Raw genomic sequence first — 24,156 nt, 5'->3', positions numbered from 1 at the left:
AAGTGCAACACCTGCTAGGGTGTTGTGGCGATGGGACAATGTTATGGCCAGCTCAGCCTTGAAGAGCGCGTTGAGATTTACCGCCTGCATGCAGGCGGTAAATCTCAAAACGAAATTGCGTCTGCGCTCGACCGGGCGCCATCGACGATCAGCCGGGAGCTGCGGCGCAATTCCCGGCCTACCAAGGTCTGGGCCGGGGGCTACGAGCCTGTCCGGGCTCAGCAATTGGCCGAGCGTCGGCGACGGTGGGATGGCCGCTTCAAGCTGGCGCGCCAGCCGGACCTGCGAAACCGCGTGGGCAAACGCCTTGCGATGGGACATTCCCCAGAGCAGATCGCTGGCCGGCTGGCGCTGGAACATGGTCGCGTCATCATCAGCCATGAGTCAATCTATCGTTTCATCTATCATCGTGCCGCTCAGAAGGATTGCTGGCACCGCCTGCTGCCGCGCCGCAAACGAAGACGAGGGCACCGTCCAGGACGCAGCCCCGCCAGCCTCATCAAACAACGGCGCTCGATCACCGAACGCCCCGCCGAGGTCGAAGGCCGCGGGACACCGAGCCATTGGGAAGCCGACTTCATGCTGTTCGCCCGATGTGGCCAAGGGTTGCTTGTTCTCCACGAACGGCAAACCCGCTTCAACATGGTTCACCGACCACTCGATCGAAAAGCTGTCCGCACCGCTCGGACCATCGGCCGTCAACTCGGCAAACTTCCCCAAGCAATGCGCAAAACCGTCAGCTTCGACAACGGGAACGAATTCGCCGAGCATCACAGGCTTCACCAAACCCTCGGCGTCCAGACCTTCTTCTGCGATCCCCATAGTCCCTGGCAAAAAGGCGGCGTGGAAAACTCCATCGGGCGCTTACGACGCCTGCTGCCCCGCAAAACTGACCTCAAACTCATCACGGCAGCCGACCTCAAGCGGCACGTTCAGCGCCTCAACGATACCCCACGCAAATGCCTGGACTTCAAGACGCCCGCCGAGGCATTCTCCGCACTCAAATCAATCGTTGCACTTCAAACGTGACTCCATCCCCCGCCTTCGCGGGGCATGACGAGAAACTACCCCATCATCAATGCCACGCGGCCGATGGCCTTGCGGTCAATCAACAACCGCATCGCCTTCGCATAGTCTTCCAGCGGCAGCCGGTGCGAGACGTTGGGGCGGATTTTTCCGGCTTCCGCCCATTCCGTCAGCGCCTTGATCCTGACTTCGCCGAGCGCAGGATTTCTTCGCACGGCTTCGCCGGCGCGGACGCCGAGCACGCTCGCGCCCTTGATCATCAGAAGATTGGTCTTCGCAAGCCCGATGCCGCCGGTGAATCCGATGATCAGGAGCCGTGCGCCCCAGTTGATGCAGCGCATCGAGTTCTCGAACACCTCGCCACCGACGGGATCGAACACCACGTCCGCGCCCTGCCCGTCGGTGATGCGCTTGACGGCATCGCGGAACGGCTCCTGGTCGTAGCGGATGAGATGATCGGCGCCCCTCGCCTTCGCAATCGCAAGCTTCTCATCGCTCGATGCGGTGGCGATCACGGTGGCGCCGAGCAACTTGCCGATCTCGACCGCCGCCAAGCCAACGCCGCCGCCGGCGCCGTGCACTAACAGCACCTCCCCCGGTTGAAGCCGGCCCCGATCGATCAGCGCATGATAGGCCGTGCCGTGGCCGGCCAGGAACGTCGCGCCCTCGGCGTAGTCGAACGTCGACGGCAGTTTTACGAGTTGCGAGGGCGTAGCGACCGCTTCATCGGAATAGGCACCGTGCCGCATCTTGACGATCACGCGATCACCAACCACGGCGCCCTCGGCCGCGTTGACCTCGACGACATCGCCGGCAGCTTCGACGCCCGGCGTGAACGGCAGCGGCGGCTTGAGCTGGTAATCGCCCGCCGCCATCAAGATATCGGGAAAATTAATCCCGGCGGCGCGGACGGCGACGCGCACCATGCCCGGCGCCAGCGGCACGGCGTCAAACGTTTCCAGGCGCAGACTCTCGGGCGGACCGAGCTCGCGGCAGACGACGGCCTTCGGCATCAGGCAGCCCGCGCTTTCACGCGCTCCAGCGCCTCGCGGATCAGCGGCATCCGGTCGTTGCCGAAATACATGTCGGTCTTGTCGACGAAGATCGTCGGCGAACCAAACCCGCCGCGCGCCATCACCTCGTCCGTGTTGGCCTTGAGCTGGTCCTTGATCGCCTGCTGGCCGATGCCGTCGGAAAATTTGACGTGATCGACGCCGGCCTTCTTGCAGACCTCCGTCAACACCGAGTCCTGCGAGATGTCCTTGTCGTTGCCCCAATAGGCCTCGAACACCGCGGTGGCGAACGGCACCATGTCGCTACCAAGCCAGATGCAGCCGCGCATCGCCTTGACGCTGTTCACCGGAAACACCGTCGGCGGCATCTTGATCGCAAGGCCTGCCGAGCGCGCCCAGTCGGCGAGGTCCTTCTTCATGTAGCGCGCCTTCAGCGGCACCGGCGTCTCGCGCTGCGCATAGACGCTGGGATTGACGGTATTGAAGATGCCGCCGACCAGGATCGGCCGCCAACTGATCTCGACGCCGAGTTCCTTGGCGAGCGGCTGGATGTTGTGGAAGGCGAGATAGGTCCAGGGGCTTGAGCAGTCGAAGAAGAATTCGATCATGGGGTTTTTCCTCTGTTATTTGTGATCCGTGTTGTTCCACCGTCATTGCGAGCGTAGCGAAGCAATCCATCTTGCCGCACGAGAAGTATGGATTGCTTCGTCGCTTCGCTCCCTTGCGCAAACGCTTCGCGTTTGTCGCAGGCAACGACGGCGTGGCGACGGCTTAATCCTTCCCCGCCAATTCCTTCGCGCGGGCGCCGAACATATTCCGCCGCGCCTCCTCGTCGAACGGCTCCTTGACGAACTTGCCGATCGCAAGCCCGGCCTGCACCTGCGGCCGCGCGCGCACCTTCGCGTACCAGCGCTTGACGTTGGGATAATCGTCGAGCGTAAAACCCTGCGCCTTGTGGGTCATGGTCCAGGGAAAGCAGGCGATGTCGGCGATCGAGTAGTCGCCGGCGACATAGGCGCCGGTCTTGCCCAATTGCGTATCGAGCACGCGGTAGAGCCGCGCCGCCTCGTCGCGGTAGCGCTCGATCGCGTAGGGGATTTTCTCCGCCGCATAGAGCGCGAAATGGCCGTGCTGGCCGAGCATGGGCCCGAGCCCACTCATCTGCCACATCAGCCATTCCATGACGCGGGAGCGTTCCCGTGTTTCCTTCGGCAGGAAGCGCCCGGTCTTGTCGGCGAGGTAGATCAGGATCGCGCCGGTCTCGAACACCGACACCGGCTCGCCGCCGTCGGCTGGCGCGCGGTCCACGATGGACGGAATGCGGTTGTTCGGGCTGATCGCCAAGAATTCCGGCCTGAACTGCTCGCCGGCGCGGATGTTGACCGGAATGACCTGATAGGGAAGCCCGAGTTCCTCCAGCATGATCGAGATTTTCCAGCCATTGGGCGTCGGCGCATAGTGCAGGTCGATCATGGCTCCCCTAGCTGCCGATACGGGAATATTCCCCGCAATGGGCGACTTTTGTTGTTCTGTACCTCCAGCATAAGACATGGCAGACAGGCGCTCAATCAGAACCGACCGGGAGGCTCCCATGCTGTTTCCAACCACAATCGCAGGCTCCTTGCCCAAGCCGGAATGGCTTGCCGAGCCGAATACGCTCTGGGCCCCCTGGCGATCAAAAGGCGACGAACTCGCCCGCGCCAAGCGCGACGCCACCATGCTGGCGGTGAAGCTGCAGGAAGATGCCGGCGTCGATATCGTCACCGAGGGCGAACAGGCCCGCCAGCATTTCGTCCACGGATTTCTGGAGAAGGTCGAGGGCATCGATTTCGCCCACAAGGTCGAGATGGGCATAAGGAAAGACCGCTACAAGGCGATGGTGCCGCAGGTGGTCGCGCCGTTGACGCTGAAGGGCCGCGTCCATGCGGATGAAGCCCGCGTCGCCCGCACCCACACCACCCGCAAGCTGAAATTCACCCTGCCCGGCCCGATGACCATCGCCGACACCGTCGCCGACAAATATTACGGCGACAAGGTCAAGATGGCGTTCGCCTTCGCCGAACTGCTCAACAACGAGGCCAAGGCACTGCAGGCCGACGGCGTCGACGTGATCCAGTTCGACGAGCCCGCCTTCAACGTCTTCATGGACGAGGTCTCCGACTGGGGCATCAAGGCGCTGGAGCGTGCCGCCGAAGGCCTGACCTGCACCACCGCCGTGCACATCTGCTACGGCTACGGCATCAAGGCCAACACGGACTGGAAGCAGACGCTGGGCAGCGAATGGCGGCAGTACGAGGATATTTTTCCGGCGATCGTCAAAAGCCCGATCCAGCAGGTCGCGATCGAGTGCCGCAATTCGAAGGTGCCACTGGATTTGCTCGCGCTGCTGCCCGGCAAGGTCGTCCAGGCGGGCGTGATCGACGTCGCCAGCGACACGGTCGAGACCGCCGAGGATGTCGTGAGGGTGATCGAGGCGGTTTCGAAATTTGTGCCGCTTAGTAACATCGTCGCGACCACCAATTGCGGCATGGCGCCGATGCGCCGGGATATCGCTGAGGCAAAGTTGATGGCGCTCGGCGCGGGGGCGCGGCTGGCGAGGCAGAAGTTGGGGTGAGTCGTCCCGTCTGTTTCAGCCGTCATGGCCCGGGTCAAGCCCGGGCATGACAAAGGATAGAGCCGGGCTCGAACTTTCAATTCACCGCACTCGGATGCAACACCGGTCGATACCCCGCATTCAGCGCGCGCAGCGTTGACGGCGGCGTCAGCAGCATCCCGTCCTCGATCGCGCCATCCGCCGTGCGATAGCCGGCCATCGACCACTGCAGCGCTCTGCCCTGCAAAATGAGAAAACTCGCCTCGGCCGCCTGCACCATCGCGCCGTCGGGCAACTGCGCTACCGGCACCGGCAGCGAATGCAGCCGCTTCTTCCCGCGCTCCAGCCGCTCGCGATGCAGCACGTTGTCCATCTCTCGCGCGCGAATGCCCGTCACGCCATTGCCCTCCTCCCACGCCGCGCGGAAGCGGTTGGCGTCGTCGCGGCGGCAGAAGAAGCATGGGCGGTGGCCGGCCGCGAACGCGGTGGCTTCGTCGAGAAAGAACAGCTCGGTCCAGCTCCGCCGGCCCATCACCTTGCGCCGCCAGCCCCTGAACTCGCAGAGGCAGGTGATCCACGCCGGGCTCGACCAGCGCTTCCTGAGCAGCGTCTTCGTCGCGGGATCGTGGATGATGCCGCGGTTGCCTGTGAACAGGCCGCGATGCTCCGTCGCGATGATGTCACCGGTGGGCGTGACGCGGTTTTGGAGGGGCATGGGCAAGCCTGATCATCGGTCACCGTCATTCCGGGGCGATGCGTAGCATCGAACCCGGAATCTCGAGATTCCGGGTTCGCCTCTTCGAGGCGCCCCGGAATGACGAACATCTCACGGACGGATCGGCGGCTGGAACGACAGCGCAGTATCCCAGGGAAAGTGGATCCAGGTATCCTGCGACACTTCGGTAATGAACGTGTCAACCAGCGGCTTGCCCTGCGGCTTGGCATAGACGGCTGCGAAATGCGCGTCCGGCATCATCGAGCGCACCAGCCGCCCGGTCTTGCCGGTGTCGACGAGATCGTCGACGATCAACAGCCCCTTGCCGGTGCCGCCGCCGAGTTTTGCCACCTCAGTCGAAACGCCCTTGAGCACGTTCAGGTCGCCCTGCCGGGTGTGGTCGTAGCTGGCAATGCAGACGGTATCGATGATGCGAATGCCGAGCTCGCGCGCCACGATGGCCGCCGGCACCAGGCCGCCGCGGGTAATCGCGATAATGGCATGAAATGGCCCGACCTCGTTGAGCCGCCAGGTCAGCGCCCGGCAATCCCGGTGAAACTGGTCCCAAGAGACCGGAAAGGCTTTCTCCGGCGGCGCTGTCATGAGCCCGCTCCAGAACGATCTGTCACTTTGTTCTCCGTATTGCGAAACTTCGGAATTGGAACACCCGCCGCCGCTACCGGGCGGCGATGTTCAGGTTTGCCAGCATTTCCTTCACCGCAGCCATCGCGGCGTTGAGCTTGTCGGGATCGCGGGAGCGGACGACGAGGTTGGTGTTCGGCTTCTTGTCCTCGTCCATGAACGGATAGCTGCCAATGATGGTGTCCGGGTGGGCATTGGCGATCTCGCGCAGCGGCCCGCCAATGTCGCCTTCCCGCGCATTGGCGCGGACCGAGTCGGACAGCATCCGCACCCCCGATTTCAGCTTGGGCGCGACGATGTCCATCATCGCCTGCATGATCGAGGGGATGCCGGCCATCACGATGACGTTGCCGAGCTTGAAGCCGGGCGCCAGGATGGTCGCGCTCTGGATCAGTTCGGCGCCGTCGGGGACGCGTGCCATGCGCAGCCGCGCCTCGTTCAGGTCCTGTTCGGTCCAGCGTTCGCGGAAGCGCGCGACCACCTCCGGGTGATGGTCGATCCCGACACCAAATGCCTTGGCGACGCTGTCGGCGGTAATGTCGTCATGGGTCGGCCCGATGCCCCCGGTGGTAAAGACATAGGTGTAGCGATTCCGCAGTGCATTAAGAGCATCGACAATATCGGACTCCTCGTCAGCGACGACGCGGACTTCCCGGAGGTCTATCCCGATATTGGTCAGGTATTCGGCGATGAAGCCGATGTTCTTGTCCTTGGTCCGGCCGGACAGGATCTCGTCGCCAATGACCAAAATACCCGCCGTGACGATCTCGCTCATGACTTCTCCCCACCTGTACCCCTAACTTTGCGCGGCAACGCATTGAAGTCACTGGGGTTTGCTGCCGAAATAAGCACCCGGCAGCCTTTATTTAGGGCAGCGCGGCAGGCTACCCACATGAAATGCCGCTGGCCAATGCATATCGCGCTGGCCCGAGCCTTGCTACCATCCCGTGAAGTCATGCACTGTGCCGCATGGCTTCGAGAGATAGTCAGGATTTATGGCAGTTGCCTTCGATGAAATGAACGGGCCCGGCGGTGACCTCCGCCCGGCCTATCGGGAGCTCTCCCGCTGGCTGAAGGAGACCCCTCCGGACGCCCTTGAATATCGCCGCCAGGAAGCGGAACTGCTGTTCCGCCGGATCGGCATCACCTTCGCCGTCTATGGCGACGCCGAAGCCCAGGAACGGCTGATCCCCTTCGACGTGATCCCCCGAATCATGTCGGCCAAGGAATGGGCCACGCTCGAAAAGGGCCTGAAGCAGCGGGTCCGCGCGCTCAACATGTTCCTGCGCGACATCTATCATGGCCGCGACATCCTGCGCGCCAACATCATTCCCGACGACCTGATCTTCCAGAACCCGGTGTTCCGCCCCGAGATGAACGGCCAGAGTGTGCCGCACGACGTCTACGTGCACATCGCCGGGATCGACATCGTCCGGGTCGACGCCGACAATTTCATCGTGCTGGAGGACAATGCGCGGACGCCGTCCGGCGTGTCCTACATGCTGGAAAACCGCGAAATCATGATGCGGCTTTTTCCGGACCTGTTCGCGCGGCACCGGGTAGCACCTGTCGAACGCTATCCCGACGAATTGCTGTCGGCATTGCGCTCGGTGGCGCCGCTCTCCGCCTCGGCGGAGCCGACAGTCGCGCTGATGACACCCGGCGTCTACAACTCCGCCTACTACGAACACTCCTTCCTGGCCGACAAGCTCGGCATCGAGCTGGTCGAAGGCCGCGACCTCATCGTCAAGAACGACGAGGTATTCATGCGCACCACCGAGGGATTGAAGCGTGTCGACGTGATCTACCGCCGCGTCGATGACGATTTCCTCGACCCCCTGACCTTCCGCCCGGATTCGGCGCTCGGCGTGCCCGGGCTGATGTCGGCCTATGCGGCCGGCAACATCACGCTGGCGAACGCGGTGGGCACCGGGATCGCCGACGACAAGGCGATCTATTCCTACATGCCGGAGGTCGTAAAATTCTATCTCGGCGAAGAGCCGATCCTGAAGAATGTGCCGACCTGGCGCTGCCGCGAGCCGAAGGACCTGGCCTATGTGCTGGACAATTTGAGCGAACTCGTGGTGAAGGAAGTCCACGGCTCCGGCGGCTACGGCATGCTGATCGGCCCCGCCGCCACCAAGGCGACGATCGAGGCGTTCCGCGACAAGCTCAAGCGCGAGCCGGAGGGTTTTATCGCCCAGCCGACGCTGGCGCTGTCGACCTGCCCGACCTGCACCGCCTCCGGCCTCGCGCCGCGCCATGTCGATCTCAGGCCGTTCGTGCTGACGGGAAGCAAGCACGTCACTATCGTGCCCGGCGGATTGACGCGGGTGGCGCTGAAGGAAGGCTCGCTGGTGGTCAATTCGAGCCAGGGCGGCGGCACCAAGGACACCTGGATACTGGACGAATAGAGAGCGAAATCTTCGTATGCTGTCGCGCACCGCCGAAAACCTGTACTGGCTGGCCCGTTATGTCGAGCGCGCCGAATATATCGCGCGCACCATCGACGCGACGCTGCGGGTCACCGCGCTTCCCGCCGCCTATATCGGCAAGACCAATGAGTGGGAATCGGCGCTTCTGACGGCCGGCGTCAGCGCGAGCTTCTACGAGGCCTATCAGGAGGCCAACGAGCGGAACGTCGTCGAGTATCTGGCGTTCTCGCCGTCCAATCCCTCCTCGATCAAGAACTGCATCGAGGCCGCGCGGCTCAATTCGCGCTCGGTGCGCACCGCGCTGACGTCAGAAATGTGGGACACCATCAACTCGGCATGGATCGAATTGCAGGAGGTCTGGGGCAAGGGCACTTCGAGCCGCGAGGAACTGGCGCGATTCCTGCGCTTCGTGCAGGAGACCTCGCTGCGCTTCGACGGCTCGGCCTACCGGACCATGCTGCGCAACGACGCCTACTGGTTCTCCCGGCTCGGCCTGCATCTGGAGCGCGCCGACAATACCGCCCGCATTCTCGACGTCAAATATCACGTGCTGCTGCCGGAGGAGGAACATGTCGGCGGCCCGCTGGACTACTACCAGTGGACATCGATCCTGCGCTCGGTGTCGGCGCTGACCGCCTATCATTGGGTCTATCGCGAGACGCTGAAACCCTGGCTGATCGCCGATCTCCTGATCCTCAACGACACGCTGCCGCGCTCGCTGGCGAGCTGCTACAGCAACCTGGTGCGCAATCTCGACCAGATCGGCGTCGCCTATGGCCGCCAGGGCGCCTCCCAGCGCCATGCCCGCGGCGTCCGAAACCGGTTGGAACACAGCCACATGGACGATATCTTCCAGCACGGCGTCCATGAATTCATCCAGGAATTCATTGCGGACAACGCGCGGCTGGGTGAGATCATCACCAGGCAGTATTTGATTTAGAGCTTTCGGACGCACGCAACAAAACACCGTCATGGCCGGGCTTGTCCCGGCCATCCACGTCTTGCTATGCCAACCGAAGGACGTGAATGCCCGGCACAAGGCCGGGCATGACGATCCGAACCTGGTTCCGCCATGCGCCTGCGAATTGCCCATTCCACCAGCTATCGCTATGAGCCCCCCGCCTCGGGCGTGATCCAGGTCTTGCGCATGACACCCGGCAGCCATGACGGGCAATATGTCGCCGAATGGCAGATCGACGTCTCCACCGATTCCCGCCTCGACATGCACCAGGACGCGTTCGGTAATGTCACGCATGTGCTGACGCACGGGCCGATCGCCGACCTCACCATCCATGTCGAGGGCCTGATCGAGACCCACGACACCGGCGGCGTGCTGCGCGGCACCGACGAGCGCTTTCCGCCGAGCCTGTTCCTGCGCCAGACCGCGCTCACCGAAGTCAATCCCGCGATGGCGACGTTTGCCCGCGAGATGCGCTCGGAATCCGACGGCGACGTGCTCGGCTTCCTGCATGCGCTGATGGTGCAGATCAACGAGCACATGACGTTCGACGAGGACCCCACCAATTCAGGCACGTCGGCGGCGGAAGCTTTTGCGCTCAAGCGCGGCGTCTGCCAGGACTACGCCCACATCTTCATCGCCTGCGCCCGCTCCGGCGGCGTGCCGGCGCGCTTCGTCTCCGGCCACTTCCTGCGTTCCGACGGCACCGTGCACCAGCAGGCGGGCCATGCCTGGGCCGAGGCCTACGTGCCAGATTTGGGCTGGGTCGGCTTCGATGCCGCCAACGGCATCTGCATCACCGACGCCCATGCCCGTGTCGCGATCGGGCTCGACTACCTCGGCGCCGCGCCGGTGCGCGGCACCCGCTATGGCGGCGGCGCGGAAACACTGACGGTGGCGGTCAAGGTCGAACAGGCCGGGCGGCCGGGCCAGTGGCAGTCGCAGCAGTAGATTTTGGTACGTCATTCCGGGGCAGCCCGCAGGGCTGAACGCGGAATCTCGAAGTTGTCGCGCGAGATTCCCTGATGTGCAATTGCACATCTGAGGTTCGCGCTAAGCGCGCCCCGGAATGACGGCTATATCGCCGTCACTTATCCAGCCACACGTCCTCGAACCTGAGATTGTTGTACTGGCTGTTGTCGTGCGGCCGGAAATTCTTCACGTAAGGCTGCCAGCAATTGCCGGCCGATGAGTGCAGGATGATCGGCCGCGCGGCGTCCTCGACCAACAACCGCTCGATATCCCAGACTATTTTCCTGCGCTTTTCCTTGTCGAGCTCGCTCGATTGCGCGGCCAGCAGCCGGTCGACCTCGGCATTGCAATATTGCGTGTAGTTGCGCTCCGACTTGCAGGAATAATTCTCGACGATATTGCCGTCGGGATCGTCGACGCTGACGCCGGTCAGGTTCAATCCGATCGTGTAATCCTTCTTCGCCAGCCGCGCGTACCAGCGCGGCGTATCAAGAATGTCGAGTTCGCCCGTGATGTAGATCTTCTTGAGCTGGTCGGTCAGGATCACGGCGGGATCGCGATAGGTCGGCAGGTTCCGCGTCTGGATCTTGATCTGCAGCGGTTTCGCGTCGCTGTAGCCGAGCTTCTGCATGATGGCCTGCGCCTCGGCGATGTTCTTTTCGGTGTCGGGACCGTACCCGGTCAGCGACGACACCGTCTCCGGCGGCATGCCCCACTCGCCTTGGGGCTTGGCCAGCATCGCGCCGCCCATCCGCGCCAACCCCTCCATCAGGATGGTGTTGAAGGGCTTGCGATCCAGCGCCAGCGACATCGCTTTCCGGATATCCGGATTGTCGAACGGCGGATTGACGCGGTTGACCATCAGATTGATCTGAACTCCCGTCGCCGTCATCTCGCAGATCGCATGCGGTGCGCGCGCCTTGATGTCCTTCATCAGGGGAATACTGACGTCAGAGGGAAAGGTGATGTCGTATTCGCCGGTGGCGAACGCCAGCATGCGCGTGGCGCGGCTGTCGATCATCCGGAACGCGATCTCGTCGAGATATGGCCGATCCTTCTTCCAATAATCGGGGTTGCGCACGAGTCGCACCGACTCGCCGCGCTTGAATTCGACGAATCTGAAAGGCCCGGTGCCGACAGGCTTGGTGCGCATTACCTGCTGCGGCACATGGCAGGGATAGACCGGTGAAAATGCGCTCGCCAGCAGCACCGGCAGGCTGGGCTGCGGCTCGCTCAGCTCAAAGGTCGCTTCGTAATCGCCGTTGACGCTGACATCCTGCAGCTTCGTGTACCAGACTTTTCGCGGATTGCGCTTGAAGTCCTGGGTCTCGGTCTTGCCGATCAGCATCCGCCAGGTGCACTGCACGTCCTTTGCCGTGAACGGCTGGCCATCGTGCCACTTCACGCCCTGCCGAAGCTTGAAGGTCAGTTTGGTGCTGGTGGAATCCCAGGACCAGCTTTCGGCCAGATCCGGAAGGACGGTATCGATGCTTTCGTGGACCTTTGCGGGATCGAACACCACGAGGTTGTTGAAGATCGCAGCAAACGGCGTCACCGAGGCAATCGTCGCTTCCTCGCGCAGCGAGGTCGAGGGCGGATTGTCGTTGTGATAGAGGCGGAGCGTGCCGCCTTTTTTCTGCGCGGCAGCGGGGAATGCGGCGACCATTGCAACGCAAAGGAGCGCGATGGACGCGGCTGGTTTGAATGACGACCGCATGGCGCGCATGGTGGCCTCCCAATCTTTTTGTTCTTGTCGAACAGTCAGACTGCCGGAGGCCGCCGGCTTAATCAATACTCGCAGCTTCGGTAATTCGAAGCCTCGCAGGCCTGCGCCATCTGCTTGGCCTGCGACATTTCCGCAGGCGTCATTTTCCTGGAGACGTCACGGAGACCGGCCTTCGCCTTGGCATCTCCGCGCTTGGCAGCGACACTGAACCACATGAAGGCGCGGGTCGGGCTGGACAGCATGCCTTCGCCCTTGCGGTACATCGTTCCAATCTGGGTTTGCGCCTTCGGATTGCCCGCTTCCGCCAGCGGGCGGAACAGGCGGATCGCCGGAACGTAGTCGCCGCGGTTATAAGCCACCATGCCGTCTTCCCAGGGGCCTGCCAGCGCATTGGCGCTGTCCAGGAACACCGCGGCCACGATCGTGCCGATCAAAGCTGATTTCTGCATGCCTACCCCACCCTCCCGAGGACCGATTTTACCCGCCCGGCGCATGCCGCGCCACGGGAATTGGGGTTGGATGGCTCCGCGAAATTGGCTACTAGTCTGGCGCCGAAAAAATCAGGCGCGTTCGGGGACTTGGAATGACCTATTGTTGCGGAATTCTGGTGCGGGACGGTCTCGTGATGATCGCGGATACCCGAACCAATGCCGGTCTCGACAACGTCTCGACCTTCCGCAAGCTCCATATTTTCAGCAAGCCCGGTGAGCGCATCATGGCGATTGCCAGCGCCGGCAATCTGGCCATCAGCCAGTCGGTGCTGTCGACATTGACCGAGGGCGTCGAAGACCCCAACACCGGCGAGGTCGAGACGCTGACGAACGCGCCGACCATGTTCCAGGCGGCGCAGCGCATCGGGCGGGCGATCCGCCTGGTCCATGCCACCGAAGGCCCGGCACTGCGATCCGAAGACGTCTCTTTCGACGTCTCCTTCCTGTTCGGCGGACAGATCAAGGGCTCGCGGATGCGGCTGTTCATGGTCTACACCGCCGGCAATTTCATCGAATGCACCACCGACACCCCCTATTTGCAGATCGGCGAACACAAATACGGCAAGCCGGTTCTCGACCGCGCGATGCATTACGACGTCGAACTGTATGAGGCGCTGAAGACCGGCCTGATCTCGATGGATTCGACCATGCGCTCGAACCTCGGCGTCGGGCTGCCGATCGACGTGCTGGTGGTGCGCACGGATGCCTGCGAGGCCGATCTCAACCACCGCATCGAGGCGGGCGAGCCTTACTTCCACGACCTGCGCTCGCGCTGGTCGGCGGCCCTGCGGGCGGCGCACCAGAATATTCCGAGACCACCCTACAAATCCGAAACAGAAACAAAAAACTGAAGGCGAGGAACCAATGGCCGACGCAACCAACAAGATCGCAATCGTCACCGGTGCCGGCACCGGCGTCGGGCGCGCCGCATCGCTGGCGCTGATGAATGCCGGCTTCACCGTGGTGCTCGCCGGACGGCGCATGGAGATGCTGGAAGAAACCAAGAAGCTCGGCGACAATGTCGGCAAGAGCCTGTGCGTGTCCGCCGACATGACCGATCCCGGCTCGATCGCCGCCCTGTTCGCCAAGGTGATGGATACCTACGGCCGGCTCGACGTGCTCTTCAACAATGCCGGCATGGGCGCGCCGCCGGTGAATTTCGAGGACCTCAGCCTTGAACAGTGGCAGGCGGTGGTGAACACCAACCTCACCGGCCCCTTTCTGTGCACGCAGCACGCCTTCCGCATCATGAAGGATCAGAAGCCGCGCGGCGGCCGCATCATCAACAACGGCTCGATCTCGGCGCACGCGCCGCGGCCGTTCTCGGCGGCCTATACGTCAACCAAGCACGCGATCACGGGCCTGACCAAGGCCTCCAATCTCGACGGCCGCATGTACGACATCGCAGTCGGCCAGGTCGACATCGGCAATGCAGCGACGCCCATGACGGACCGCATGGTCGCCGGCCCCGGCGTGATGCAGCCCGATGGCACGATGAAACAGGAACCGCGGATGGACGCGAAGGCCGTCGGCGATGCCGTCGCCTACATGGCCGGCCTGCCGCTCGACGCCAACGTGCTGTTCATGACGGTGATGGCGAGCAAGATGCCGTTCGTGGGACGGGGGTAGCTCGTTTCGTGCCCCGGACACAGCGCGGCGCGAAGTGCTGCGCTGCTGAGCCGGGGCCTATGCTTGCGGCACAATGGATCCCGGCTCTGCAGCGCGTCATTTCATGCCGCGCGGCGTCCGGGACATGCAGCTAACTCCCCCTACTCCAGCCTCTCCACCTTCCGCAGCGCCGGAAACAGCTTCATCCAGAGTAGCGCAATGGCGATGGTTCCGACGCCGCCGAGCACCGCAGCCGGCATGGTGCCGAACAGCGCCGCGGTGACGCCGCTCTCGAACTGGCCGAGTTGGTTGGACGCATTGATGAACAGGAAATTGACCGCGCCGACCCGGCCGCGCATCTCGTCGGGCGTCGAAAGCTGCACCAGCGAAAAACGGATTACCACGCTGATCGTGTCGGCGGCGCCCAGCAACGCCAGCGCCAGCACCGATAGCCACATCCACTGCGAGAGGGCGAATATCACCGTCGCCGCGCCGAACACGATCACGGCCTGAAACATCCGTAATCCGATATGCCGGCTGATGGCGTAGCGCGCCAGCACAATGGTCATCAGCAGCGCGCCGACCGCGGGCGCGGCGCGCAGGATGCCCAGCCCAAGCGGGCCGGCCTGCAGGATGTCGCGCGCATAAATCGGCAACAGCGCCGTGACGCCGCCGAGCAGCACCGCGAACAGGTCGAGCGAGATGGTGCCGAGGATCGCCGGATTGTTGCGGATGAAGCGGACGCCGGCAAACACATCGTCTGCCGTCGAATCCTCCTTCGCAAGCTCCTGCCTCGTCGTATGGATGAAGCCGGTAAGAACCGCGCCCGCCAGCCAGAACACGACGATGACGAAGTAAGGCAGGCTCGGCGCGAACACATAAGCCAGCCCACCGAGCGCGGGCCCGGTGATGGTCGCGACCTGGGCGGCGCCGGAGGAGATCGCGGTCGCGCGCTGAACCGAGCCCTTGGGCGCTATCAGCGGCAGCAGCGCGGCCGTGGCGGGGCTCTCGAAGGCGCCGGCGATTCCGATCACGAAGGTGGCGATGAAGATCTGCGCCACGGTGAGCGAGCCGGCAAAGGTGCTGACCGCCAGAAACAGCGCCGTCGCCGCTTCCGCGAACTGGCAAAGCTGGACCACCCGCTTGCGCTCGAACCTATCAGCCGCGTGGCCGGCTACGAAAACAAGCAGCGCCGTGGGCAGGAATTGCACCAGCCCGACCATGCCGAGCTGGAAGGCGCTGCCTGTCATGTCGTAGATCTGCCAGCCGATCGCAACCGCCGCGATCTGGCTGGCGAAGCGCGAAAGGCTTCGCGACAACAGGAAGAACAGGAACGGCCCGTGCCTGAGCAGGTCGCGGGCGCCCACCGGCATCGTCGAGGACATGGGTGAGACCGGTGGCCGAGCGCGGTGCAGATGTCAACGGGCAGGCCCGCAACACGGCATTGCGCGACCGCGCGGCGCTGGCATAATCGCTCCCGGGGTTGTGTTTAGCCCGGACAGATCACTGACGGGTGTTCGGAGACATAGCTGACACATCAAAATTGGCTGGATTGGTCGATTCGGGAGCCGTCCATGCCGTGGAGCGAGGTGTCAGTAATGGATCAGCGACGCGAGTTCGTGCGACTTGCCTTGCAGGAAGGAGCGAACCGCCGGGAGCTCTGCCGGCGGTTCGGGATCAGTCCTGATGTGGGCTACAAATGGCTGAGGCGATGGCAGGCCGGCGATCGGGAGCTTTCGGATCAGTCCCGTCGTCCGAAGCGGATGCCCAAGCGCAGCGCCGCTGCCGTGGAGGCGCGGGTCGTAACTGTGCGCGACAAGCATCCTGCTTGGGGAGCACGCAAGATCGCCCATTGCCTGAAGCGCAATGGGCAGGCTGTGCCAGTGCCGTCCACCGTGCATCGGATCCTGTGTCGGAACGACCGGATCAAGCCGAGCGAGAATGCGCCGCCCAATCCAGGCCATCGCTTCGAGAAGGAAGCTCCCAATCAGTTGTGGCAGATGGACTTCAAGGGCCACATGCCACTCGCCAACGGGACGCGATGCCATCCGCTGACGGTGATCGACGATCATTCGCGCTATGTCCCGTGCCTGAAGGCGTGTGAGAACGAGCAGCGTCCCACGGTGCAGGAGCATCTGACGGCCACGTTCCGCCGCTATGGCCTGCCGGAGGCCTTCTATATCGATAACGGCTCACCTTGGGGTGATACGTCCGGCGGTCGCTGGACCGGGCTGAAGGTGTGGCTGCTCAAGCTCGGCATCAGGGTGGTGCATGCCAGACCGTGCCACCCGCAGGGCCGCGGCAAGAACGAGCGCTTCCATCGCACCCTCAACGCCGAAGTGTTTGCCATGCGCCCCTTCCGCACCCTGCCGGAGGTCCAGCGCGCCCTCGACGCCTGGCGCATGGTCTACAATCTGGAGCGGCCTCACCAAGGCCTCGATATGAGCGTCCCCGCCGACCGCTTTCGGCCGAGTTCACGTGCGATGCCGGCCCGTATTCCGGAGGTGCAATACGACCTCGGCGAGACGGTTCGGACCGTCTCGCCGACCCGAAGCTACATCTCTTTCAAGGGACAGTTCTGGAAAGTTCCGAAAGCCTTCGTCGGCGAGCGCCTTGCCATCCGCCCGCTCGATCGCGACGGCCACTACGGTATCTTCTTTGCCAGTTGGCAGGTCGCATCGATCGACTTGACCAATGACCAACCTGTCAGTGATGTGTCCGAACAGGTGTCAGCCATGTCTCCGGACTAAACAGGTTGGCGGGGGATCCATGCTGCAACTGCAATCGGCGTTTGGCGTGCTGGCGTTGCTGGCGATCGCGTGGGCACTTGGTGAGAACCGCCGCGCGGTCTCGTTGCGGCAAATCGCGGTTGGCCTCGCCGTCACGGTCGTGACCGCGCTGGTGCTGCTCAAGCTGCCGCCGGTGGCAAAGGCGTTCGGCGCCATCAATGACGCCGTCAACACGATCGCGGCAGCGACGCGCGCCGGCACTTCCTTCGTATTCGGCTATCTCGGCGGCGGTGCACTGCCCTTCGACCTCAAGGCGCCGGGCGCGGATTTCGTCCTGGCGTTTCAGGCCCTGCCGATCGTGCTGGTCATGAGCGTTCTGACGACGCTGCTGTTCTACTGGCGCGTGCTGCCGCCGATCGTGCGCGGCATGGCGTGGCTCTTGGAGCGCACGCTCGGCGTCGGCGGCGCGGTGGGGCTGTCGACCGCGGCCAATATCTTCCTCGGCATGGTCGAGGCGCCGCTGTTCATCCGCCCCTATCTGGCGCAGCTCACCCGCAGCGAATTGTTTCTGGTGATGACCGGCGGCATGGCCGGCATCGCCGGCACCGTACTGGTGCTCTACGCCACGTTCCTCGCGCCATTGATCCCGGACGCCGCGGCGCATTTTGTCATTGCATCCGTGCTTGGAGCACCGGCAGCCATACTCGTTAGCCTGATCATGGTGCCGGAGACTTCAGACAAGCGCACCGGCGGATCATTGGAAGATCCAGATATGCAAACCTCGAGCACCATGGATGCGATCGTCAAGGGCACCACGGCCGGGCTTGAGCTGCTGCTCAACATCGTCGCCATGCTCCTGGTGCTGGTGGCGCTGGTCTATCTCGCCAATGCTATCCTTGGACTGCTGCCCGAGATCGGTGGGGCGCGAATTTCTCTCCAGCGCGTGCTGGGCTACCTGATGGCGCCGGTGTGCTGGCTGATGGGCCTGCCATGGCCGCAAGCGATCACGGCGGGAAGCCTGATGGGCATCAAGACCATCCTCAACGAGCTGATCGCCTATGTCGAACTTTCAAAGCTCGGCGCTGATACGCTCGATCCGCGCTCGCGGCTGATCATGCTGTATGCGATGTGCGGCTTTGCCAACTTCGCGAGCCTCGGCATCATGATCGGCGGCCTCGGTACCATGGCGCCGGAGCGGCGCGAGGAGATCAATGCGCTCGGGCTGAAGTCGATCGTATCGGGGACGCTGACGACGTGTTTGATGGGGGCGATCGTGGGAGTGATGACGTAATACTCTCGCCGTCGTTCCGGGCGACGCGTCAGCGTCGAACCCGGAACCTCGAGATTCCGGGTTCGCTTCGCGCCCCGGAATGACGGCATCTCAATGACGGCATCTCAACTCGCCAATTCCACCGTCTTGAACTCCGCCGGCAGGATCACTTCCAGCAGTTCAACGTCGTCGGAATAATCCATGATCAGATGCTTGATACGCGGCGGCTGCGTCCAGGCGCTGCCTTCCTTCATCAGCGTCTCGCCCTGGCCTTCCATGTAGGTCTTCACCCAGCCCTTGAGCACGTAGACCATCTGGAATTCGACGTCGTGGTAGTGCAGCTTTGAAACTTCGGCCGGATTGCACGGACCCTGCAGGCGGATCACATGCGCCCGCGCCAAACCGTGGGTGGCGTCAGCGATGCCGAGGTCGCGGTACTTTGCGTAGGTACGCAGGCCGTCCGCCCTAAAATCTTCCTCGCGGTGATGGCTGATGGCGATGCGCTGTTTCGGCCGCGCCTTCCTGGCCGGTTTCGACTTGGCCGCCGCAACGCCTCTCGCCTTCGACTTGATGGTCTTGCGGGCTGAGGATTTGGCTGCCGTCTTGTGGCCCGACCATTTCTTCTTTACGGCGGGCTGCGCCGCGGCGCGCGACGCGACTTTCTTCTTGGCCATGGGTGCCTCCCTTTTTTGTTTGTGGCGGGAGGCTAACACAAATCGGATTTTGTAGGGTGGGCAAAGCGACTTGTCTCGCCGTAGCCCGCAGGGCGAAGGCGGAAGCGTGCCCGCGGGCGGAGTGTCAGATGGTGGGCAAGGCGCCAAGCGCCTTTGCCCACCCTGCGGCATCTCAATCAATGCAGCCTGAACACGCCATCCACCGCGCGCAGTTCGGCCGGCTTGATCAGCCTGGAATGCGCGACCGTGACGGAATACAGCGGGCCATCAAGCTTTTCCTCCCAGAAGGCGAGGAAATCTTTCAGCGCCGGGAATTTCGGAAACAGATCGTAATTCTGCCAGACATAGGTCTGCAGCAACGACGGGTGATCGGGCATCCGATACAGGATTTGCGCCGTCGTCAGCCCGTAACCCAGCACCTGCTTCCGAAAATCGTCGGAAGCAACTCCAACCCGCGAGACCATGCCAAACCTCCATTGCTGGAAGCGCATTTCACGTGGTGGCCGCACACCGAGCCACCCCGGCGGAGATGCGCTCACATGAGAGAAATGTGACGCACGATACCAACCCATCACAAGCCTAAATGTTTAATGAATTGTTGAAAATTCGCGCGTTAGCAGCAGCTTACCGCACGTGCTAATATGGGGCTGGAGGCCCCGGCCGCCGAATTAATCATGATTAACGAAATTGGCAGGCGTCATATTTGAGTGCCAATTTTTCTGCTAGAAGCCCCTTGTCCCCCGAACAAGTCTGGCCTAAATCAGCCGCAGCCGAGTTGGCACTCGCCAGCCCGGACTGCCAAAATTTCCAATTCTGATAACATCTTCAGAAACTTAGGAGGACTGCATGAAATTCCGTCCGCTTCACGACCGCGTCGTGGTCAAGCGCATCGACGCCGAAGAGAAGACCGCTGGCGGCATCATCATTCCGGACAGTGCCAAGGAAAAGCCCTCGCAGGGCGAAATCACCGCCGTCGGCCCGGGTGGCCGCGACGAAGCCGGCAAGCTAATCCCGATCGACCTCAAGGTCGGCGACCGCGTCCTGTTCGGCAAGTGGTCGGGCACCGAGGTCAAGATCGACGGTGAAGATCTCCTGATCATGAAGGAGAGCGACATCATGGGCGTGCTCGACGTCCCCGCCACCAAGAAGAAGGCTGCCTAAGCGCTTCGCCCGCATCGCTCACCCTGAGGAGCGCCCGCGAGGCGCCTCCCCGACAGGGTGAGAAACAAAGATCAACTCAGGGAAATCAAATATGTCAGCTAAAGAAGTCAAATTCGGCGTCGATGCCCGCGACCGCATGCTGCGCGGCGTCGACATCCTCAACAACGCCGTCAAGGTGACGCTCGGTCCGAAGGGCCGCAACGTCGTGCTCGACAAGTCGTTCGGCGCTCCCCGCATCACCAAGGACGGCGTCACCGTCGCCAAGGAGATCGAGCTCGACGACAAGTTCGAGAACATGGGCGCGCAGATGGTGCGCGAAGTCGCCTCGAAGTCGGCGGACGCTGCCGGCGACGGCACCACCACCGCGACCGTTCTCGCGGCTGCGATCGTCCGTGAAGGCGCCAAGTCGGTTGCCGCCGGCATGAACCCGATGGATCTGAAGCGCGGTATCGATCTCGCGGTGGAAGCCGTGGTCGCCGACCTCGTCAAGAACTCCAAGAAGGTCACCTCGAACGAGGAAATCGCCCAGGTCGGCACCATCTCCGCCAACGGCGACGCCGAAATCGGCAAGTTCCTCGCGGATGCCATGAAGAAGGTCGGCAACGAGGGCGTCATCACGGTTGAGGAAGCCAAGTCGCTCGAAACCGAACTCGACGTCGTCGAGGGCATGCAGTTCGACCGCGGCTACATCTCGCCCTACTTCGTCACCAACGCCGACAAGATGCGCGTTGAAATGGACGACGCCTACATCCTGATCAACGAGAAGAAGCTCTCCTCGCTGAACGAATTGCTGCCGCTGCTCGAAGCCGTGGTGCAGACCGGCAAGCCGCTGGTCATCGTCGCGGAAGACGTCGAAGGCGAAGCTCTCGCCACCCTCGTCGTCAACCGTCTGCGTGGCGGCCTGAAGGTTGCTGCCGTCAAGGCTCCGGGCTTCGGCGATCGCCGCAAGGCCATGCTGCAGGACATCGCCGTTCTGACCGGTGGTCAGGCGATCTCGGAAGATCTCGGCATCAAGCTCGAGAACGTCACCCTGCAGATGCTCGGCCGCGCCAAGAAGGTGATGATCGACAAGGAGAACACCACGATCGTCAACGGCGCCGGCAAGAAGGCCGACATCGAGGCGCGCGTTCAGCAGATCAAGGCGCAGATCGAGGAAACCACCTCGGACTACGACCGTGAGAAGCTGCAGGAGCGTCTGGCCAAGCTCGCGGGCGGCGTAGCCGTGATCCGCGTCGGCGGCGCCACCGAAGTCGAGGTGAAGGAGCGCAAGGATCGCGTGGATGACGCGATGCATGCGACCCGTGCGGCGGTTGAAGAAGGCATCGTGCCGGGCGGCGGCGTCGCCCTGCTGCGCGCCTCCGAGCAGCTCAAGCGCATCAAGACCCAGAACGACGACCAGAAGACCGGCGTCGAGATCGTGCGCAAGGCGCTGTCCGCGCCGGCCCGCCAGATCGCAATCAATGCCGGTGAAGACGGCTCCGTCATCGTCGGCAAGATCCTCGAGAAGGAGCAGTACAATTACGGCTTCGACTCGCAGACCGGCGAATACGGCAATTTGGTCTCCAAGGGCATCATCGACCCGACCAAGGTGGTTCGTGCGGCGATCCAGAACGCGGCCTCCGTCGCGGCTCTCCTGATCACCACCGAAGCCATGATCGCCGAACTGCCGAAGAAGAACGCCGGTGCCGGCGCCGGCATGCCTCCGGGCGGCGGCATGGGCGGCATGGACTTCTAAGTCCAGCCTTTCAGGCGATACTCAAGAAATGCAAAACCCCGGCAGAAATGCCGGGGTTTTTTGTTTGGGCAGACGATGTAGATGCCCGCCACACCACAGCGAATGCCGACGCCGCCCTCGCAACGTTACGCTGAAGAAAAGGCTTCCTGCTCCCTGAGATATCCCTGTTATACACAGCGCTCCGTAATTATACGTTCGTTTGTGTTGACAATCTCAAAAAAAATTTTTGCGAGAGTCGCATTTCGAACCGACGCTTCGCTTCTCTTACGCCAAAGTCGTATTGGGTCGGGGCTAAACCAAAGCTCATCCAAAATCTGATCGAACACGGAGCGTGAGCTCTCGTGACGCAAGCGAGCGTTGCGGAGAATGCTTTCGCTTGAGAAGGAGAATGTTGCGTGAGTGAAAGTGAAATGAAAGCGACAACGAACGGAACCAATGTTTTCGGGATGCCGCTGCTGGACCTCTCGAAGATCGCCTTGCCTGGCATCGGCGGCAACGAGCAGGTCCTCTCCCGCGCACGGGAAGGCTTCGAGAAGATCAAGGCCGCGTCGGAGGAGATGACGGTGGCGCTGGGCGAGGCCTATTCGGGCAATGCCAGAAGCGCGACCGACTACGGGCTGAAAGTGTTTGAAATCTCAAACGCCAATGCCGCCTCTGCGCTCGATTTCTTGATCCATCTCTGCGGCAGCAAGTCAGCGACCGATGTTTTCAAATTGTCCGCAGCGCAGACGCGCAAGGCGTTCGACACCGCTTCCGACCAGAACAGGGAATTGTGGGCGCTTGCCCAGAAGCTGGCGACTGAAACGGGTGAGCCGATCAGGAAGCACTTCACGAAGGTCATCCGCCAAGCAGGCTAACAAGCCTGCTCAGTTCACGTCCAAGGATTCGTTTTGAGGAGGGATCCGGCCGGTTGGAACAAGCCCGGCGAGCATGCAGCCCCCACTGGCCTTGCTCGACCAAACAAGGTGCGCGATGCCCCCCAAGTGACCGCACCGACAACAGGCGTACTCCAACCGGCCGGTGCTTTTTTGCAAGAAACTATGAAGACGATAAGGGAGGGCGACATGGGTATGGTGATGATCAAATGTCCGCAAACCGGATACGCGATTCCGACGGGCATCAAGACTGATCGCGAAAGCTTCGGGCGTCGCGCGGTGTTTTTCTCGCGCACGCGTTGTGTGATCTGCCACACCGATCACGCGTGGTTTGCACGCGAAGCCTGGGTCGACGAGTCGAGCATCCGGGTGCGGCGTCGCAGCGCGGGCTCCCCGGCCTAATCGTCGACACAGATCAAGTGACGATCGCGATGGAGGGACACCATGGCGCGCATGCAAATCTCATCTGAAACCTCAACCTGGCTGCTGCAGGCCAAGGACTTTCTCGACGAAGCACGACGGCAGAAGCCGGGCCCTGCGCGCAACGAGCTGCGCGAGACGGCGAAGGTGCTGCGCGAGCTTGCGAAACTCGAGGCGGCATCCGAGCAAGCCCTCGAACGTGATCGGCGGCAGAGAACCTGATCGAGCGGAGGATCCGCTCGTTGATGGGCCAGAAACGCCGCCGCGGCGCGTCGCGACGTGGCAAGTCACGCGGTCGCGCGGAAACGCGCTCACATGGCATCGCCCGATTCAATTTCAGGGATGCGCCGATCTACGGGCCGAGCCGTCGCGCGAGATCGGTCCGCATTCGTCGAGAAAATCTCCTCGACTTCGAGACGCATGACGCTGTGGCATTCGCAGGCTGCCGCCGCGAGCCGCGTTCGGTCGATCTCGATCAGGCCCCGTCGATCGGACCTGATCGCTCCGCGCGCGCGCAGATTACGCATCAGGAGCGTCACCGTCGTGCGTCGCACGCCGAGTATTTGCGACAGCGCCTGCTGGGTGAGCGGGAGCACGTCATGGTCGACGCGGTCGCGAAGCTGGAGCAACCAGCGCGCCATGCGGGCTTCGACCGGATGCAACGCATTGCAGGCCGAGCCGAGTTGGAACTGTATCAGCATCGACCTGACGTGATTCTGGACCGCATGCCGGATCGCGGGACTCCGGCCGAAGGCGGCGTGAAATCGCGATGCAGGGATCCGGGCGGCCGTGCCGGCCGCGCGAACGACCGCGGTATTGGCCGAAGGTGACGGCCCGAGCACCGAAAGCGTGCCGACTGCCCCCTCACGCCCAATTACGGCGGTGGCGACCGTGTGTCCGTCCGCCATGTCGATCATCAGTGAGATCGCTCCGCTATGAGGGAAGAAGACGTACTCGATATCGTCACCCGCCCACGAAAGGACCGCGTCCTGATCGAGCGCGATCGTCTCGAGCTCGGGCCTCAGCAGATCGAGGTCCGATGCCGGCAATGCTGAAAGAAGGCGATTGCCCACTCCGCCGTGAGGCGTCACTGCCGGGCCCCCGCAGTGAACC

The 24,156-nt window shown here is 62.8% G+C and carries 26 protein-coding genes; 14 read left to right on the top strand and 12 right to left on the bottom strand.

What is annotated here, in order from left to right; genetic code table 11:
* Positions 1-30 precede the first annotated feature (30 nt).
* Positions 31-1,029 carry an IS30 family transposase gene (locus V1293_RS00385; protein WP_334505717.1) on the top strand — a complete coding sequence of 333 codons (999 nt, stop codon included), beginning with the start codon at positions 31-33 and terminating at the stop codon, positions 1,027-1,029.
* Between the two features lie 35 nt (positions 1,030-1,064).
* Here V1293_RS00385 and V1293_RS00380 read toward each other — a convergent pair whose 3' ends face one another.
* The 3 genes from V1293_RS00380 to V1293_RS00370 all read right to left on the bottom strand — a co-directional run bounded on the left by V1293_RS00380 (position 1,065) and on the right by V1293_RS00370 (position 3,512).
* Positions 1,065-2,039, bottom strand: a complete 975-nt coding sequence (locus V1293_RS00380) for an NADPH:quinone oxidoreductase family protein (RefSeq protein WP_334505715.1) — start codon at positions 2,037-2,039, stop codon at positions 1,065-1,067.
* Positions 2,039-2,647 (bottom strand): 2-hydroxychromene-2-carboxylate isomerase, encoded by a 609-nt coding sequence (locus V1293_RS00375; protein WP_334505713.1) that lies wholly within the window; start codon positions 2,645-2,647, stop codon positions 2,039-2,041. Before V1293_RS00375 ends, V1293_RS00380 begins: the two co-directional genes overlap by 1 nt.
* Positions 2,648-2,810: 163 nt before the next feature.
* Entirely contained in the window at positions 2,811-3,512 is a 702-nt protein-coding gene (locus V1293_RS00370; RefSeq protein WP_334505711.1) for a glutathione S-transferase N-terminal domain-containing protein, read from the bottom strand.
* A 118-nt stretch (positions 3,513-3,630) separates the two neighbouring features.
* Between V1293_RS00370 and V1293_RS00365 the strand changes: the two genes are divergently transcribed.
* Positions 3,631-4,653 carry a methionine synthase gene (locus V1293_RS00365; protein ID WP_334505709.1) on the top strand — a complete coding sequence of 341 codons (1,023 nt, stop codon included), beginning with the start codon at positions 3,631-3,633 and terminating at the stop codon, positions 4,651-4,653.
* A 76-nt stretch (positions 4,654-4,729) separates the two neighbouring features.
* On the opposite strand, the gene V1293_RS00360 is transcribed toward V1293_RS00365, so the two are convergent.
* From V1293_RS00360 to V1293_RS00350, 3 genes are all read right to left on the bottom strand, one after another.
* Complete coding sequence (locus tag V1293_RS00360) at positions 4,730-5,347, bottom strand: hypothetical protein (protein WP_334505707.1); 618 nt, start codon at positions 5,345-5,347, stop codon at positions 4,730-4,732.
* 111 nt (positions 5,348-5,458) lie between these two features.
* Complete coding sequence (gene gpt, locus V1293_RS00355; protein WP_108516673.1) at positions 5,459-5,950, bottom strand: xanthine phosphoribosyltransferase; 492 nt, start codon at positions 5,948-5,950, stop codon at positions 5,459-5,461.
* Positions 5,951-6,023: 73 nt separating this feature from the next.
* A complete protein-coding gene (locus V1293_RS00350) occupies positions 6,024-6,764 on the bottom strand; it encodes a competence/damage-inducible protein A (RefSeq protein WP_334505705.1) in 741 nt (246 codons plus the stop codon).
* Positions 6,765-6,984: 220 nt separating this feature from the next.
* Between V1293_RS00350 and V1293_RS00345 the strand changes: the two genes are divergently transcribed.
* The 3 genes from V1293_RS00345 (at position 6,985) to V1293_RS00335 (ending at position 10,333) form a co-directional block, all read left to right on the top strand.
* Positions 6,985-8,403 (top strand): circularly permuted type 2 ATP-grasp protein, encoded by a 1,419-nt coding sequence (locus V1293_RS00345; RefSeq protein ID WP_334505704.1) that lies wholly within the window; start codon positions 6,985-6,987, stop codon positions 8,401-8,403.
* Positions 8,404-8,419: 16 nt separating this feature from the next.
* Positions 8,420-9,364 (top strand): alpha-E domain-containing protein, encoded by a 945-nt coding sequence (locus V1293_RS00340; RefSeq protein ID WP_334505702.1) that lies wholly within the window; start codon positions 8,420-8,422, stop codon positions 9,362-9,364.
* A gap of 132 nt (positions 9,365-9,496) precedes the next feature.
* Positions 9,497-10,333 carry a transglutaminase family protein gene (locus V1293_RS00335; protein ID WP_334505700.1) on the top strand — a complete coding sequence of 279 codons (837 nt, stop codon included), beginning with the start codon at positions 9,497-9,499 and terminating at the stop codon, positions 10,331-10,333.
* Positions 10,334-10,469: 136 nt separating this feature from the next.
* Here V1293_RS00335 and V1293_RS00330 read toward each other — a convergent pair whose 3' ends face one another.
* Positions 10,470-12,080 carry an ABC transporter substrate-binding protein gene (locus tag V1293_RS00330; protein WP_334505698.1) on the bottom strand — a complete coding sequence of 537 codons (1,611 nt, stop codon included), beginning with the start codon at positions 12,078-12,080 and terminating at the stop codon, positions 10,470-10,472.
* A gap of 62 nt (positions 12,081-12,142) precedes the next feature.
* Positions 12,143-12,529: a hypothetical protein gene (locus tag V1293_RS00325; protein WP_334505696.1), complete on the bottom strand. Its 387-nt coding sequence runs from the start codon at positions 12,527-12,529 to the stop codon at positions 12,143-12,145.
* Between the two features lie 134 nt (positions 12,530-12,663).
* Here V1293_RS00325 and V1293_RS00320 point away from each other — a divergent pair, with 134 nt between their 5' ends.
* Both V1293_RS00320 and V1293_RS00315 read left to right on the top strand, forming a co-directional pair.
* The gene (locus V1293_RS00320) at positions 12,664-13,422 is read left to right on the top strand and encodes a proteasome-type protease (RefSeq protein ID WP_334505694.1); all 759 of its coding nucleotides are present in this window, start codon (positions 12,664-12,666) and stop codon (positions 13,420-13,422) included.
* A 13-nt stretch (positions 13,423-13,435) separates the two neighbouring features.
* Positions 13,436-14,200 (top strand): SDR family oxidoreductase, encoded by a 765-nt coding sequence (locus V1293_RS00315; protein WP_334505693.1) that lies wholly within the window; start codon positions 13,436-13,438, stop codon positions 14,198-14,200.
* Positions 14,201-14,340: 140 nt separating this feature from the next.
* Here V1293_RS00315 and V1293_RS00310 read toward each other — a convergent pair whose 3' ends face one another.
* The gene (locus V1293_RS00310; RefSeq protein ID WP_334505691.1) at positions 14,341-15,564 is read right to left on the bottom strand and encodes an MFS transporter; all 1,224 of its coding nucleotides are present in this window, start codon (positions 15,562-15,564) and stop codon (positions 14,341-14,343) included.
* Between the two features lie 189 nt (positions 15,565-15,753).
* Here V1293_RS00310 and V1293_RS00305 point away from each other — a divergent pair, with 189 nt between their 5' ends.
* A complete protein-coding gene (locus V1293_RS00305; protein ID WP_334505689.1) occupies positions 15,754-16,929 on the top strand; it encodes an IS481 family transposase in 1,176 nt (391 codons plus the stop codon).
* A 19-nt stretch (positions 16,930-16,948) separates the two neighbouring features.
* Entirely contained in the window at positions 16,949-18,199 is a 1,251-nt protein-coding gene (locus tag V1293_RS00300) for a NupC/NupG family nucleoside CNT transporter (protein ID WP_334505687.1), read from the top strand.
* A 104-nt stretch (positions 18,200-18,303) separates the two neighbouring features.
* Here the strand turns inward: V1293_RS00300 and V1293_RS00295 are convergent, their stop codons facing one another.
* On the bottom strand, positions 18,304-18,852 hold the full coding sequence (locus V1293_RS00295; protein ID WP_334505685.1) for a cupin domain-containing protein: 549 nt from the start codon (positions 18,850-18,852) through the stop codon (positions 18,304-18,306).
* Positions 18,853-19,028: 176 nt separating this feature from the next.
* Entirely contained in the window at positions 19,029-19,316 is a 288-nt protein-coding gene (locus V1293_RS00290) for an usg protein (RefSeq protein ID WP_334505683.1), read from the bottom strand.
* 382 nt (positions 19,317-19,698) lie between these two features.
* On the opposite strand from V1293_RS00290, the gene V1293_RS00285 reads away from it, so the two are divergent.
* The 5 genes from V1293_RS00285 to V1293_RS00265 all read left to right on the top strand — a co-directional run bounded on the left by V1293_RS00285 (position 19,699) and on the right by V1293_RS00265 (position 23,265).
* On the top strand, positions 19,699-20,013 hold the full coding sequence (locus tag V1293_RS00285) for a co-chaperone GroES (RefSeq protein ID WP_214488690.1): 315 nt from the start codon (positions 19,699-19,701) through the stop codon (positions 20,011-20,013).
* 91 nt (positions 20,014-20,104) lie between these two features.
* On the top strand, positions 20,105-21,748 hold the full coding sequence (gene groL / locus V1293_RS00280) for a chaperonin GroEL (RefSeq protein ID WP_334361075.1): 1,644 nt from the start codon (positions 20,105-20,107) through the stop codon (positions 21,746-21,748).
* A 410-nt stretch (positions 21,749-22,158) separates the two neighbouring features.
* Positions 22,159-22,605, top strand: coding sequence for a phasin family protein (locus V1293_RS00275; protein WP_334505679.1), 447 nt, complete (start codon positions 22,159-22,161; stop codon positions 22,603-22,605).
* A gap of 207 nt (positions 22,606-22,812) precedes the next feature.
* On the top strand, positions 22,813-23,025 hold the full coding sequence (locus V1293_RS00270) for a hypothetical protein (protein ID WP_334505677.1): 213 nt from the start codon (positions 22,813-22,815) through the stop codon (positions 23,023-23,025).
* 42 nt (positions 23,026-23,067) lie between these two features.
* Positions 23,068-23,265 carry a hypothetical protein gene (locus tag V1293_RS00265; RefSeq protein ID WP_334505675.1) on the top strand — a complete coding sequence of 66 codons (198 nt, stop codon included), beginning with the start codon at positions 23,068-23,070 and terminating at the stop codon, positions 23,263-23,265.
* A gap of 89 nt (positions 23,266-23,354) precedes the next feature.
* Here V1293_RS00265 and V1293_RS00260 read toward each other — a convergent pair whose 3' ends face one another.
* Positions 23,355-24,134: a Crp/Fnr family transcriptional regulator gene (locus V1293_RS00260; protein ID WP_334505673.1), complete on the bottom strand. Its 780-nt coding sequence runs from the start codon at positions 24,132-24,134 to the stop codon at positions 23,355-23,357.
* Positions 24,135-24,156 lie beyond the last annotated feature (22 nt).

Source organism: Bradyrhizobium sp. AZCC 1693, from assembly GCF_036924745.1.
Lineage (GTDB): Bacteria > Pseudomonadota > Alphaproteobacteria > Rhizobiales > Xanthobacteraceae > Bradyrhizobium.
This window is presented reverse-complemented; position numbering and strand designations above follow the sequence as displayed.